Here is a 14452-nt window from a genome sequence, read left to right as displayed (position 1 = left end):
AATGATGATGTTCCGCCCCATGCGCGAAGAAGAATATCCGGCATATCTGGAATACTTTATTACGGATTATGCGCGTGAAATTGCCGCCAACTATCGGCTTAGCGCAGAGGATTCACTGACAAAAGCGACGCGTGAAATCGCCGAGGATCTTCCTGAGGGGGTGAATACCCCCGGGCAGGTTTTGCTGTCTCTTTTTAGCCAATCAGACAATCGCGACGAGCACGTCGGCTACCTCAGGTACAAACCCGATACCGCCGCGCGAACCGTGTTCATCTTTGATTTTTATATCTTCAACGCCTGTCAGGGGCAGGGGCTGGGCACGCAGGCGCTACGCGCTTTTGAGCGGGAGATGCGGGAGCAGGGGATCGAACAGATTCGACTTCGCGTGGCCGGAGATAACCAACGCGCCCGCCACGTCTACGAGTCCACCGGCTTTTGGGTGACGGGAATCAATATGAGTAAGACGTTATCCGATTAACGCCCGCGGAGACAGCGTTCCGACGGGCTGCACGGCGGTTAAAGGGAGAGATGAACGCACGGCACCTCAGGCTTTCTGTGCGGTCGTATTGCGCGCTGTTCGGTCCGGCCAGGGGGATAGCGAACCGAACGCCTGATCCGGACTTTCTTTCAGCGCGCTGGCTCCGCCAGCGTTATTTCGCCAGCAGCTCCTTGCGGACGATCTCTGCGCCGGCACTTAGCGCATTGAGCTTGCCTCTGGCGACCTGACGAGACAGGGGCGCCATCCCGCAGTTGGTCGAAGGATAAAGCTTATCGGCATCGACAAACTCAAGCGCTTTACGTAGCGTACCGGCGACCTCTTCCGGCGTCTCAATCGCCTGGGTTGCCACGTCAATCGCTCCCACCATCACCTTTTTGCCGCGAATCAGCTCCAGCAGATCCATGGGGACACGCGAGTTATGACACTCCAGCGAGATGATATCGATATTCGATGTTTGCAGCCTTGGGAACGCCTCTTCATACTGGCGCCACTCTGATCCCAGCGTCTTTTTCCAGTCAGTATTGGCTTTGATGCCATATCCATAGCAGATATGTACCGCCGTTTCACATTTTAGTCCTTCAATGGCTCTTTCTAACGCGGCAATCCCCCAGTCATTCACCTCATCAAAAAAGACATTAAATGCCGGTTCATCAAACTGGATAATATCGACACCCGCCGCCTCTAATTCTTTCGCTTCCTGATTGAGAATTTTGGCGAATTCCCAGGCCAGCTTTTCACGGCTTTTATAGTGGTTATCATAGAGGGTATCGATCATCGTCATCGGTCCTGGCAGAGCCCATTTAATAGGTTGTCTGGTCAGCTGACGTAAAAACCGGGCATCTTCAACGAAAACGGGCTTCTGACGCGCCACTTCACCCACGACCGTCGGCACGCTCGCCTCATAGCGATTGCGAATTTTCACCACCTCGCGTTTCTCAAAATCGACGCCGCTGAGATGCTCAATAAAGGTGGTGACAAAGTGCTGGCGCGTTTGTTCGCCATCGCTGACAATGTCAATTCCTGCGCGTAACTGATCATACAGCGACAAGCTTAGCGCATCTTTTTTCCCTTCAATTAATTCCTGGTCGTGTAATTTCCACGGAGACCATAGTTTCTCAGGCTCTGCCAGCCAGGAAGGTTTAGGTAAGCTGCCAGCCGTCGACGTGGGTAATAATTTTTTCATAATAGAAAACCTTGTATGTTCGGTAAATTAAAGCGCGTAGCCAGCAGACCATTTCTCAAGAATATTCTGGTAAGGCTTGATAAAATGCTCTTCAGTAAATTTTCCCTGTTCAATCGCCAGTTGGCTGCGTTCTTCCCGATCATAAACAATTTTGGTTAATGAATGATCCTGGTGATTCAGGTTCGGTTGATAATATTGCCCTGCGGCGGCGTTGGCATTATAAATTTCAGGCCGATAAATCTTCTGGAACGTCTCCATTGTACTGATGGTACTGATAAGCTCAAGATTAGTGTAATCACTAAGCAAGTCACCAGAAAAATAAAATGCTAACGGCGCAACGCTATTCTGCGGCATAAAATAGCGAACCTTTAATCCCATTCTGGAAAAATATTGTTCAGTCAACGACGAGCCATTTTGCTGGTATTCGATACCCAGTACCGGATGCTGATTTCCCGTGCGCTGATAGGTGTCTTTGCTCGATACGCTAAGGCAGATTACCGGCGGTTTGTTAAAGTTCTGCTGGTATACCGTTGAATTAACGAAGTGTTTAAAGATATTTCCATGTAATTCACCAAAACCATCCGGGATGCTAAAGGCGGATTGCTGTTGGTTATGCTCTAACAGCCGCACGCTAAAATCATAATCGCGTACGTAAGAGGAGAAATTATTCCCGGCGAGACCGTCAATACGTTCGTGCGTTTTTTTATCGAGAATGTTCGTTTTTAATATCTCAATGACCGGAAAGCTGCCGCTGCGGTGCTGGTCAGTGAGTGTCATTTCAACTGAAATAATTTCAAGCTCAACAGAATAACGATCGCTTTTCGGGTTATCCCAGTACGCCAGCGCATTAAAACGATTGTCAATCATCGTCAGCGTGTTACGCAAGTTCTCCTCGCGATTTTCCCCTCTGGCCAGATTCGCGAAGTTGGTTGTAATTCGCGTATTTTCAGCGGGGTTATAATGCGCGTCAAAACGACTACGTTTAATAGTAAAAGCAAAATCTTTATTCATCGCGATGGTGCACCCTAAGTTCTGATATGAAAACTGAAGTTATTCCCTGAATCCCAGTATATCCTTTCTTTTTATCTGGTTATTTCATTCAGCGATCATCATATTGTCTCTGATTAATAGAGCATATTTTATGCCAGAGTCCCTGGAGGAGTGAAAGCGACATAATTTCATTACAACATGAGTCATCTTCATGGTCGAAGAGCAAACCCATGGTAGCAAGGCTGACGAAGTGCCGGAGCATCGCTGCGGATAGCCGGCGGTCAGAGTGCAGCTTCTCGGGCGAAGTGGGTGAGTTGCAGGGCTGAGCAACCCGGAGAGTAGAGTCTCAATCACAAATGTGTTTAGATATTTGCTTCTGAAATCCGGTGACCAACATGATGAATCCACAAGAAAATATTGTCAGTCAGTTCAGTACACTTTCCCCTGAGTTACAGCGGGCTGCGGAGTTCTGTCTGCAAAACGTGAATATACTGGTTGTGCAATCTATGCGAGCGTTCGCGGCACAAGCCGGGGTGAAGCCCGCCACGCTGCTGCGTCTGGCGCAGCGTCTCGGATTTAGCGGCTGGGGAGAGCTGAAAGATGCCTTTATTGACGATCTCGGCTTACGCAATGATACATATGTATCTAAAGCAAAAAAGCTCGTTGCCAAAGATACGCAATCGAATCTGTATGAGGAAGTCTTTCAGGCGCATCAGGCGAATCTGGTCTTCACCGGGAGTGAAAATCAGCAGGCGATGCCGCGAGCCGTCACGCTGCTGGATGAGGCGGACAACGTCTATATCTGCGGGTTTCGCGCCAGCTTCCCGATTGCCTGGTCGTTGTATTACGTCTACCGCTTATTCAATCGTCGGGTGTCATTGATTGATGGCCTGGCAAGCAACATTGAAGTGTTTACCCGTGAACTAACCGCTCGCGATTGTGTTCTGCTCACCAGTTTTGCCCCCTATTCACGAGAGTCCCTGGATGTCCTGCATGCGGCACAGCGGGCTGGTGCTCGCATTATCGCCATCACCGACTCACCGGTCTCCCCTTTAGCTCAGGCTGCGGAGTGTACATTGTTGTTTTCAATTGACAGCCCTTCATTTTTCCCGTCGGTCGTCTCCGGGATGGGGCTGGCGGAATGCCTGCTGGCGATGCTGGTGGCGCGTCACGGCAACGAGGCGGTCAGCAAAATCGAGAGCGCCGAGCGTTATCTGATCGACTCTGGCGCGTATGTGGTCCCCGGCAAATCCGGATAAATGAAGCATTTGTCTCTGTGATAAGAAAATTAAATACATGTGTATCATAATTGCGTTGACGTGATTCAAATGAATCCTGCAAGATAATCCTCATAGTACGCAATAGCGTTTTCAGGAGCAGGAACAGAGCATGAGTCAGATCATTCATCGCAGCTTACGCCACACCCCCGCCGTCGCGGCGAGCGCGCAAGGTGTTTACATCACCGATGCCAGCGGCAAACGTTATCTTGATGCCTGTGGCGGAGCCGCCGTCTCATGCCTTGGGCATGGGCATCCTGACGTGCTGGCCGCCTTGCATCGACAGATCGATCGGTTAGCCTATGCGCATACCAGTTTCTTTACCAGCGATACCGTTGAGCAACTGGCGGAGCAGTTGACTCGCCAGGCGCCGGGAGACCTTAACTACGTCTATTTCGTCTCCGGGGGCTCCGAAGCGGTCGAAACCGCATTGAAACTGGCGCGCCAGTATTTTGTCGAAATCGGTCAGCCGGAGCGCACCAAATTTATGGCCCGCAAGCAGAGCTACCATGGCAATACGCTGGGAGCATTGGCCGTGGGAGGAAATGAATGGCGTCGCCGTCAATTCGCACCGTTGCTGATCGATGTGATTCGCGTCGCCGCCTGCAATGAATATCGCGATCGGCGCGAGGATGAGAGCCAGCAGCAGTATACCGAGCGTTTGCTGCTGGAACTGGAGCAGGCAATGATTGAGGCCGGCCCGGAAACCATCATCGGTTTCTGTGCAGAAACGGTGGTCGGCGCGACAACCGGCGCGACCCCACCGACCCCGGGTTATCTGCGCGGCGTGCGTCAACTGTGCGATAAATACGGCATTTTGTATATTGCCGATGAAGTGATGTGCGGCATGGGACGTACAGGCACGCTGCACGCTTTCGAGCAGGATGATGTTGTCCCGGATCTGGTGACCATCGCAAAAGGTTTGGGGGGCGGATATCAGCCGATCGGCGCGGTACTGGCCGGTGAGAAGATTATGGCCGCACTTCAGGCTGGTAGCGGTCTGTTCCAGCATGGACATACCTACATCTGTCACGCCACTGCCGCCGCCGCGGCATTGGCGGTCCAGCAGGTTATCGAGCGTGACAATCTGCTGGAAGCGGTGAAACAACAGGGTCATTACTTACAAAGCGCGCTGCGTGATGTGCTGGGTGCGCTACCGCATGTCGGTGACACCCGCGGACGAGGCCTGTTTGCCGGTGTTGAGTTGGTCCATGATAAAGGGGACAAAACTCCGTTCGATCCCGCATTAAAGCTGCATGCGGCAATCAAGGCCAACTGTTTGTCCCGTGGCCTGATGGTCTATCCGATGGGAGGAACCATTGATGGGCAATATGGCGATCATATCCTGATAGCCCCGCCGTTTATCATTACCCCGCCGCAGCTTGATTTTGTGGTAGATACGCTGCACCAGGTCATTCGTGAAGAAACGCACAAGTTAGCGAGGCCAGCATGATTAATCGCTTACCGCCGCTGGCCGAACAGGAGTGGGATGAATATCAGCGTCCGCTGGCAGAGGAGATCATCAACGGCCCCCGTGGTGCGCTGTTACCGCCCTTTGAACCGTTGCTGCGTAGCCCTGAATTGATGGCTCACGCACAGCGAATGGGGGAGTACCTGCGTTATCGCAGCGCACTCGGACAACGGTTGTCTGAACTGGCCATTCTTATGACCGCGCGCCATTGGTCCCAGCCGGTGGAATGGGCGATTCATGCGCCCATTGCCCGCGAGAAGGGAATTTCAGCCGCTGCGGTACAGGCTATTAATGAATGCCGTCTACCGCTGGATTTACAAGCGGATGAGTGGGTGGTTTATCATTTCTGCCAGCAGCTACACCAGGAGAAAAAAATCCGCGATGATACCTGGCAACACGCCATAGCGCTTTGGGGAGAAAAGGGCGTGGTGGATTTGATGGGAATTAACGGCTATTACAGCTTACTTTCTATGCTTATGAACGGTGCACAGACGCCAGTACCCGATACCGGGGATGAGATTATTCCCGCTTAAATAATTGACTGACAAACAGGAGTCTATTTTTTCTTCATTCCTCTTGGCAGGCATAATTTGTCATGGAATACACACATCAGTTGTTAGCCTTTCAGCGGGCGCAGCACCTGTTTTGTTATATATATTTTCTCATCGACGTTGAGGTTTATTATGTCTACTTTACTTAGCAAATTAAAAATCACATTGGCTCTGGTCGCGTGTTCCACCAGTTTCCTGGCCGCAGCCCAGGATAAAATTACGGTGGGTGTTGATACGGCATTTGTTCCCTTTGAATTTAAACAAGGTGATAAATACGTGGGCTTTGATATCGACCTGTGGGATGCGATTGCCAAAAAAATGAATATAAGCTACGAATTACGCCCCATGGATTTCGGTGGGTTAATTCCTGGCTTGCAATCGCGTAATTTAGATGTAGCTATGGCGGGGATTACCATTACCGATGCGCGAAAACAGGTTGTCGACTTTAGCGATGGATATTATAACGCTGATTTATTAATGGCGGTGAAGACAGGTAATAATAGCATCACCCGCTTCAGCGATCTGGCGGGCAAGAAAGTAGGGCTTAAACAAGGCACCGCCGCCGCGACCTTTATGAAATCAAAATACAAAGCTAACTATATTGAATTTCCGAACATCGACAATGCCTATCTCGATCTGCAGGCAGGGAACCTCGACGCCGTGGTACATGACTCGCCGAACGTGCTCTATTACGTAAAAACGGCGGGCGGTGGGAAAGTTAAATCTACAGGGGAAAGCGATAGCATTTTGCCACAGCAGTATGGCTTCGCGATGCAGAAAAACAGCAGCCTGACACCAAAAATAAATGCCGCACTTGAGGCATTACGCGCAGATGGTACCTATAGCAAAATTTATGTGAAGTGGTTCGATAAACAACCGAAATAACATCTTCTGGCCGAAGAAATTCGGCCCATACTCCATCTGAACTGGTTTTATTATGAATTTTGATAGTCATTATATATGGCAATCCCTGCCACTGTTGTTGCAGGGGTTGCAACTGACATTGATTATTTCACTGTCAGGTCTGTTGGGCGGTTTTATTATTGGTTTGTTCGCCGGGACCTGCCGGGCTTTTGGTGGTCGCATAGCGAAAACGCTATCGTTAGTGTTTATTGAATTAATTCGTGGTACGCCGATCATGGTACAGGTGATGTTTATTTATTTCGCATTACCGATGATATTACCTGTGCGTATCGAACCCGTTACTGCCGCGATTGCGACGATTGTAATTAACTCCGGTGCCTATATTGCCGAAATAACGCGTGGAGCAATATTATCGATCAATAAAGGTTTTAAAGAAGCCAGCCTGGCAATGGGATTATCCCAACGCAGCACCGTGTGGCATGTGATTATGCCTCTGGCATTGCGGCGTATGATTCCAGCGCTGGGTAACCAATGGATTATCAGTATTAAAGATACTTCGTTGTTCATTGTCATCGGTGTAGCTGAGTTAACGCGGCAAGGACAGGAAATTATTGCCGGCAACTTTCGTGCCCTGGAAGTGTGGACGGCAGTAGCGTTGATTTATCTGATGGTGACGTTGTGCCTGAGTTTTCTGCTGAAGCAACTAGAGAAAAGGATCCATATTTTATGAGCATGGTTGAATTTAGCGCAGTATCTAAAAGCTTCGGCACGACGCCCGTGCTGCATGATATCAATCTGAAAATTGAAGCCGGAGAAGTGGTGGTGATTATCGGACCTTCGGGGTCGGGTAAATCGACGCTGCTACGCTGTATCAATAAACTGGAGGCAATTAGCTCTGGTACGCTGCTGGTGGCGGGGATGCATATTACCGATCCGCACGCCAGCGAATGTGATATCCGCCGTGAAGCAGGCATGGTGTTCCAGCAATTCCATCTCTTTCCGCATTTAACCGCGCTGGAGAATGTGATGTTTGGCCCCATTCGGGTGCGTAAACAGAGTAAAGCAGCGGCGCGCGAACAGGCGCTGGCATTGCTGGATCGCGTCGGCCTGAAGGACCGAGCTAATCACTATCCATCGGAGTTATCCGGCGGCCAACAGCAGCGCGTGGCGATTGCGCGTGCGCTGGCGGTGAAGCCGAAAATGATGCTGTTCGATGAACCTACTTCCGCGCTTGACCCTGAATTGCGTCATGAAGTGTTAAAGGTTATGCGCTCGCTGGCTGATGAAGGGATGACTATGGTCATTGTCACGCACGAAATTGGCTTTGCGCGTGACGTGGCATCGCGCTTGATCTTTATTGACAGGGGAACCATTGCCGAAGATGGATCACCTGATATGCTGCTAAACGCGAGCAGTAATCCGCGCCTGAAAGAATTTTTGCAACACGTATCCTGAATAGAAGTGAATGATAACAATATGAAAAAAATCACAATTAGTGGATCTTCGTTTGCCGTTGGTCAACGCCTGGGCGAATTCGGTCGCGACGCCTGGCATCAAAAGCTGGTACATATTCCGCTGTGGCAAACGGTTATCGGTATGAAAGACAGTGCGCAAACTCGGGCGATGCGAACCCTGGTTGAGCAGCAGTTTCCGTTGATTTGGCAGGAGCTGACCGGTATGGCAGCGGGTTTACAAGCGCCGGTTGACGAAGTTTTCGCCTGGAACTGCCGGGGTGATTTAGTGCGATCAACGTCCGATGGTTGTACCACGGTAGTGGGGGAGAGCCGCGAGGGGGAGCGCGTGATCGCCCACAACGAAGACGGGTTCCCGCAGCTACGCGACGATTGCGCATGGGTCAGTATTTCACCTACCGAGGGGATGGCCTTTTCCAGCTTTGCTTACCCAGGTTCGCTTTGCGGTCATACTTTTGCAGTCAATGCCATGGGGATCGTGAATACCGTAAATAACATTCGCGCGCTGCACCGGCCCGTCGGTATACCGCGGCAAATCCTGGCGCGCGCTGCACTGAATGCTAGCACGCTGGATGAGGCCATTGCCGTTTTAACCACCCTGCCGCGTTCAGGTGCATTCCATCACACCCTGGGACAGTCCGGAGATAGTCGTCTGTTCAGCATTGAAGCGACAGGCGCCGGGCATTCAGTGCGTTTGCTGGATGGCACATTTGGTCATGCTAACCATTTGATTCACGAATCGCTCAGGGATGTGCAGCAGGTCATTACCGACAGTTCCGCTTCGCGCCAGGCTCGCCTTATCGACGAGTTAACAACGTCATCGCAACTGGATGCAACGGGCGCCCTGGCTATCTTATCCGATCAGCAGGTTGCGGCACTGCCGATATACCGTTTATCGCCGCAGGATCCGGATGAGGAAAATACCCTGGCTACGGCCCTGTTTGTGCTGAATGCTCGCCAGGTAGAGTGGCGCATTTTCACCCTGGATCGGCAGCAGGCTATCTTGCAAGGGGCGGTAAATGCATGACCTGTGTGAGTGAATGCGCCGATGTTACTCTGGCACCCGAGGTTGCAGAACCGGGGCAAGAGAGGGCGTATGGAGAGCGGTTTGAGGGGCCGGCAGGCTGCATCAGAAGGGTGCAGCCTGCCGGCCTGGATCAGAGTACGATCAGACTTTAAGCAGTTTCACCGTGGCATCGATGTCAATTTCATCTTCTGAGAAGATCAATGTCGTGCCCTGAAAAGTGGTGATCGCCAGTTTTTTCAGCGAGCGCATGTCACCGGGCTTAACGTCGGATTTCGGCTTGATGCTGCTCATCAGGATCCCCACGGACAGCACCGCATTTTCTTTATCAATGCGGGTATCGGCAGGTACCTCTTCGCTGTAGACCAGGTAGGATTTGATCGACGTGAGCTTCAGGCGTTCGCCGGCGATATAGATATATTTGCTTTCTGGTACCACTTTCACCGCGTACGCTGACAAACCCTTGTTATTGGTGGTGGGTTCGAAGGTCACCGCCGCATCTTTCTTAATCAGCTCAGGATTGGCGACCTTAATCACATGAAAATAGCGGTTATCGCCGTTTTCATCTTTGATAAATCCAAAACCTTTATCTTTAAACCAGGTTGTGATTGTTCCGTTCATCGCCGTTACCACCTACTTAATCGTGTATTAACTCAATTTTTGCAGCGCGCAGTGTAATGCACAATGGCTGCGCAGACCACGTCTTTGGTTTCAGTCTGGACGATAAATTTTGGCTATGCGAGGGGAAATAGCGTGCCTCAGAATAACAACACGCCTGTTTATCCTGGCCAGAGAACTGGTGGCAGGCTACTCATTGCCCCACTGATTAAGGAACGTCGCGATCTCATCGATACGATCCGGGTGGAGACCGGCTTCGTGCGCCATTTCTGCCTGGGCCTCTTCGCTGATCTCCTCGTTGTTCATCAGACGGCTGAGCAGCAGCTGAAAATAGTGCGCCAGAGGTTCGCGTTCCGCTTCACTGACCGGCTTTGCGCATTCTGTCGCGTACTCGTCGGCGATGTCATAATACTTTAACGGTATTTCATTATTCATTCAGTAGGCCCTTAGGTTAATGCCGGCATCATTTTCCAGAGATCATATCATCCTTATTTCATTTTTTCTGCCATCCGCATTGCGGAGATCCGAAGGTGAAAAACGCCTGAGAGTATGGCGGTCTGATTTTCTGTTCCACCGCGCGGCCAACAGGATGCGCGTCAGGGGAACGCTGGACCGGGCATCACTTTCTTTTTATTCTCTGCAGAGGGTAATGTTGCCCGCTAACTCGTAACCCGATGCTGTCAATGAAGATATTGCTCGTCAGACATGGTGAAACCGAATGGAATGGCGTTAACCGCCTGCAGGGGCAGCTTGATAGCCCGGTAACCGCGCGTGGGCATCGACAAATAGCGGCATTGATTCGTGCGCTTGACGGTGAGGAGATAGATCGGGTGGTCTCTTCTCCTGCAGGTCGCGCCGTCGCGGCGGCTATGCCGATCGCGGCCCATTTTGCCTGTCCAATCCGCTTTGATGCGCGGCTCATTGAACGGGGTTTCGGGCCATTAGAGGGCACGGTCTATCCGCAGCTCAACGACGCGCAGCGAAGGCTGTTCGATACGATCTACTCCGGCGATCCGCACGTGACGCCGCCGAACGGCGAGTCGCTGGCCGCCGCCGCCGCCAGAACAACCGCGGCGCTGCTTGCAGCCGGTGAGGCGGGGGATCGCTGCGTGTGCGTGGTTTCTCATGGCCAGGTCATACAGGCGGTTATCTCCATTCTTGACGGCCATGGCGCGGAGCACTTCCCTCGCTATACGCATCAGAATGGCAGCTACTCGGTTCTGGAGTATGCGGCAGGTCGGTTATCGCTGGTGAAATGGGGGATAGCCACCCATTTGCTGCTGCGGGGATAAGCAGACAGCTTATCCCCTTGTGGCGTTTAGTCGGATTTCAGCATGCCGAAACTGACTATTCTGGAGCGGCCCTGCTCTTTGGCCCGGTAAAGTGCGGCATCCGCGGCACGCAGCAGGCTGTCGCTCTGGGTATGCTGCGGGAAGCTGGCAATGCCGATGGAGACATCCACCTGGCCAATCTCGGTGAGGCCATCCCGCAGGGTCAGGCTGCGGACACTGTCGTAAATCTCCTCTGCGCAGGCCCGGGCCGCCTCTTCACTGGCGCCGGCCAGCAGCACCAGAAACTCCTCGCCGCCGTAGCGAAAAGCCATGCCTTTGTCGCGTACCGCGCGTTGGACAATGACCGCCACGCTCTTGATCACCAGATCGCCGGCTTCGTGACCATACCGATCGTTAATCGTCTTGAAGTGATCGATATCGATCATCAGGCAGCTCAGCGGAGCATGGTTTTGCACCGCGAGATTGATTTGCGTATGCAAGGCATCATCCAGATGATGACGGTTACGCAGCCCGGTCAGCGAATCAAACAGCGCTTTCTCCAGCAGCGCGCTGCGCAGACGCTGGTTTGCCAGCGCCAGACCCAGCGCTTCGGCCATCAGCTCCAGATAGGCACGCGAAGGGGCGGTAGCAGAGGTGACATTCCTGAAGGAGAGCAGGCCGATGGCTTCTCCTTGCGCAACCAGCGGCACGCAAAGCGATTGATGAATGCAGGCGTCCGGCAGGTGTGAACAGGCGATGTCAGGCTCACCATTGACCGGTGGATGGCTTAACCCACGGCGGACGGCCCAGCAGTTGTCAGGATAAAAGACCTCGGGTTCATCCGGCGGCGAGAGCCATTGGGCCACACAGCGCAACTGCCAGGGATTGGTTTCGAGAACATACAGGCGCCCGGGAATTGCGGGGGCGATATTCGGCGCGAAGAGCTCGGCGACCTTGATAACATCATCAAAAGATTCGCAGCCTTGCAGACGCTGCGTCATGCGCGCCAGCAGTTCCCGAATCGCCCAGTCGGCATCGCGCTCTTGTTCAAGACGCTGACGCGCCAGGCCATTTTCGCGGAAAATACGGATCGCCTGCGCCATATCGCCAATCTCATCGATCTGCGTGAACTGGGGAGCTTCGACGGCATAATCCTGTGAGGCGAGACGCTGTACCACATCGCTTAAACGAACAACCGGGTATAATACCCGCCGTTGAAGGATAAACCCGAGGACAAACAGGAACATCAGCGCCGTCAGCGCGACCATTATTTCTGATAACGTACGCCAGGTGTGCGATTTTTCCGTGGCTTGTGCAATGGCGCTGGCGGCCCGGCCTTCCAGCATAAGGCGGAAGTGATCGATCTGTGTCTGTACCCGGTCCAGCTCCTGTTCATAATGCTTGCCGTAGAGCAGGGAGAGCGCCTCGCTGTCTGCGCCGCGTTCAATACTGGCGAGCGCGGCCTGCTGTTCATCCTGCAGCTCATCCGCGATCTGCAGCCCCTCGCGCAGCAACATCAGCTCCTGCGGCGTCGCTCCCCGATCTTTCAGCTTTTCCAGCCGGTGCTCTATGGTCGTCAGCGAACGGGCCTGCTGGCGGTACTCCTGCAACACATCCGGATTTTTGTTAATGACGTAAGCGCGAGCGAGGTCGGATAATTCCCAGCTCTCGGTTTCAACCGTTTCGGTTAACTGGTCGAAGATCTGCCGCTGTTGTACGGCCTGGCGTTCGGCCGTCTCCGCGTTGGACGCCATCAGCATGGCAATACCGGAAGTGATGGTCAGGCAAACGGTGATCCCGTAGGCCCAGTTGGTCATGGTGGCGATTCTCACCCGAATTTTCCTTGCGTGCAGATGAACAAATGACGTTACGTCTAATTATAGAACCCGCTTTTGCCCACTTGCGGGCAGAGGGTTAGCTGCGTTTTTTGCGAATAATCGTGCTATGTAGCGTGCCGGCATGCTGGCATAAGGTACAAAAAACATCTTTATCCAGGGCGCCATTTATAACATCGTTCTCTATCAGCTGTAATGCATCCTGATAACGCATGGCGACGCGATAGGGGCGATCTTCGGTCAGAGCGGTAAAAATATCGGCAATGGCGATGATCCGGTCAGGGAGTTGCAGATAATCCTGATTCAGATGCAGCGGATAGCCGCTGCCATCGAGTTTTTCATGGTGGTTTGCCGCCCAGTTAATGATTTCACCCAGTTCGCTAAAGGCGCTGAGAATTTCACCGGTCATATAGCTATGTTCTCGCACCTGACGGAGTTCATCAGGCGTGAGTTCGCTTTGCTTTTCCAGGATATCCAGTGGGATATTAATTTTACCAATATCGTGCAAATAGCCGGCAATTTCGATTTTTTTGCACTCCTGTTCCGGCAGATGCATATAGGTTGCCAGCAGGCAGGATATTTCACCGACCATAATACTGTGGCTGGCGGTGAAACTGCTGTAGGTATCGACAATTTTGGCGATTAACAAACAAATATCTTTCAGCCCGTCGATATCGATGTACAGCTCGTTAATCGGGCCGATGATCTCCAGCATCCTTTGGATATGTCCGGGATGAAGATGCAGCCAGAAATGCTCTTTTTGCGCGAGCTGGCAGACGGTGTCACAGAGCATCGGATCAATCTCATGATGCAAGGTGCGGAAGGTGTCGATGATAATGTCGGGGTGGTGATCCGTGGTGATATTTCCGGTGGAGAGCAGACGTTCAAAAGCATCGGCAAAAAAAACGATATGCTCTTCGAGGTTACCTTTATGCGCCGGGTTAAAGTGGTGATGGCGGATAACAGGCAAAACAGGCGCGAAGGTGGGTAAGCCGTTGAGCATCTCGGCCCCCCGATGCTGGTGAGGGTCTTCGATATTATCAATGTCATTCAGCGAGGTGACGATTCGCTTATCGCCGAGCACGCCAATATCGTGAAGCAGTGCGGCGCAAAATATGGTCTGCTGCTGCGACCGCGGCAGTTCCAGAGCTAACGAAAGTTCGAGAGCAATTAGCGCCGTGCGTTGCATATGCAACTGAAGTTCCGGGTTGATTATCTGTATAACGCGCGTGGTTAGCATCAATGCTGATTTTAAGGCGAGACGCATCGTTTTTCTCCATCCGCGTGATTGGGATAATATCGGCTCATTCTGGTGGCCTGTATCCAGATAACGCCAGCAGGGGGTAGAGACGCTAGTTCGCGGCGAAATAATCGGTGAGCAAATCCCGAAATAATTT

General features: G+C 52.2%; 15 protein-coding genes. 9 read left to right on the top strand and 6 right to left on the bottom strand.

Going from position 1 to position 14452, the window contains the following annotated elements; all coding sequences use genetic code 11:
• The first annotated feature begins 1 nt into the window (after position 1).
• Positions 2-478, top strand: a complete 477-nt coding sequence (locus DSD31_RS15475) for a GNAT family N-acetyltransferase (RefSeq protein WP_113991162.1) — start codon at positions 2-4, stop codon at positions 476-478.
• 172 nt (positions 479-650) lie between these two features.
• Here the strand turns inward: DSD31_RS15475 and DSD31_RS15470 are convergent, their stop codons facing one another.
• Together DSD31_RS15470 and DSD31_RS15465 are read right to left on the bottom strand one after the other, a co-directional pair.
• Positions 651-1682: a methionine synthase gene (locus DSD31_RS15470; protein ID WP_004860708.1), complete on the bottom strand. Its 1032-nt coding sequence runs from the start codon at positions 1680-1682 to the stop codon at positions 651-653.
• Between the two features lie 27 nt (positions 1683-1709).
• Positions 1710-2693, bottom strand: a complete 984-nt coding sequence (locus DSD31_RS15465; protein WP_004860711.1) for a DUF1852 domain-containing protein — start codon at positions 2691-2693, stop codon at positions 1710-1712.
• 377 nt (positions 2694-3070) lie between these two features.
• Between DSD31_RS15465 and DSD31_RS15460 the strand changes: the two genes are divergently transcribed.
• The 7 genes from DSD31_RS15460 (at position 3071) to DSD31_RS15430 (ending at position 9334) form a co-directional block, all read left to right on the top strand.
• Positions 3071-3931, top strand: coding sequence for a MurR/RpiR family transcriptional regulator (locus tag DSD31_RS15460; RefSeq protein ID WP_015584624.1), 861 nt, complete (start codon positions 3071-3073; stop codon positions 3929-3931).
• A 130-nt stretch (positions 3932-4061) separates the two neighbouring features.
• Positions 4062-5402, top strand: a complete 1341-nt coding sequence (locus tag DSD31_RS15455) for an aspartate aminotransferase family protein (RefSeq protein ID WP_113991161.1) — start codon at positions 4062-4064, stop codon at positions 5400-5402.
• Positions 5399-5953 (top strand): carboxymuconolactone decarboxylase family protein, encoded by a 555-nt coding sequence (locus DSD31_RS15450; protein ID WP_015584622.1) that lies wholly within the window; start codon positions 5399-5401, stop codon positions 5951-5953. The genes DSD31_RS15455 and DSD31_RS15450 overlap by 4 nt, the downstream gene beginning before the upstream one ends.
• Before the next feature lie 150 nt (positions 5954-6103).
• On the top strand, positions 6104-6856 hold the full coding sequence (glnH, locus tag DSD31_RS15445) for a glutamine ABC transporter substrate-binding protein GlnH (RefSeq protein ID WP_015584621.1): 753 nt from the start codon (positions 6104-6106) through the stop codon (positions 6854-6856).
• A gap of 52 nt (positions 6857-6908) precedes the next feature.
• The gene (glnP, locus tag DSD31_RS15440) at positions 6909-7565 is read left to right on the top strand and encodes a glutamine ABC transporter permease GlnP (protein ID WP_015584620.1); all 657 of its coding nucleotides are present in this window, start codon (positions 6909-6911) and stop codon (positions 7563-7565) included.
• A gap of 2 nt (positions 7566-7567) precedes the next feature.
• The gene (glnQ, locus tag DSD31_RS15435; protein ID WP_015584619.1) at positions 7568-8290 is read left to right on the top strand and encodes a glutamine ABC transporter ATP-binding protein GlnQ; all 723 of its coding nucleotides are present in this window, start codon (positions 7568-7570) and stop codon (positions 8288-8290) included.
• A gap of 21 nt (positions 8291-8311) precedes the next feature.
• The gene (locus DSD31_RS15430) at positions 8312-9334 is read left to right on the top strand and encodes an acyl-CoA--6-aminopenicillanic acid acyl-transferase (protein ID WP_048024543.1); all 1023 of its coding nucleotides are present in this window, start codon (positions 8312-8314) and stop codon (positions 9332-9334) included.
• Positions 9335-9475: 141 nt separating this feature from the next.
• Here the strand turns inward: DSD31_RS15430 and DSD31_RS15425 are convergent, their stop codons facing one another.
• Together DSD31_RS15425 and DSD31_RS15420 are read right to left on the bottom strand one after the other, a co-directional pair.
• Entirely contained in the window at positions 9476-9952 is a 477-nt protein-coding gene (locus tag DSD31_RS15425; RefSeq protein WP_032717235.1) for a cold-shock protein, read from the bottom strand.
• A gap of 186 nt (positions 9953-10138) precedes the next feature.
• Positions 10139-10384 carry a YmjA family protein gene (locus tag DSD31_RS15420; RefSeq protein WP_004860717.1) on the bottom strand — a complete coding sequence of 82 codons (246 nt, stop codon included), beginning with the start codon at positions 10382-10384 and terminating at the stop codon, positions 10139-10141.
• Between the two features lie 248 nt (positions 10385-10632).
• Between DSD31_RS15420 and DSD31_RS15415 the strand changes: the two genes are divergently transcribed.
• Positions 10633-11241: a histidine phosphatase family protein gene (locus tag DSD31_RS15415; protein ID WP_015584617.1), complete on the top strand. Its 609-nt coding sequence runs from the start codon at positions 10633-10635 to the stop codon at positions 11239-11241.
• Positions 11242-11267: 26 nt separating this feature from the next.
• On the opposite strand, the gene DSD31_RS15410 is transcribed toward DSD31_RS15415, so the two are convergent.
• Positions 11268-13052: a diguanylate cyclase gene (locus tag DSD31_RS15410; protein ID WP_015584616.1), complete on the bottom strand. Its 1785-nt coding sequence runs from the start codon at positions 13050-13052 to the stop codon at positions 11268-11270.
• Positions 13053-13134: 82 nt separating this feature from the next.
• On the bottom strand, positions 13135-14322 hold the full coding sequence (locus DSD31_RS15405; protein ID WP_088402531.1) for an HD-GYP domain-containing protein: 1188 nt from the start codon (positions 14320-14322) through the stop codon (positions 13135-13137).
• Positions 14323-14452: the final 130 nt, after the last annotated feature.

It is taken from the genome of Klebsiella sp. X13, assembly GCF_003323835.1.
In the GTDB taxonomy this organism is placed as follows: Bacteria; Pseudomonadota; Gammaproteobacteria; order Enterobacterales; family Enterobacteriaceae; genus Klebsiella; species Klebsiella ornithinolytica.
This window is presented reverse-complemented; position numbering and strand designations above follow the sequence as displayed.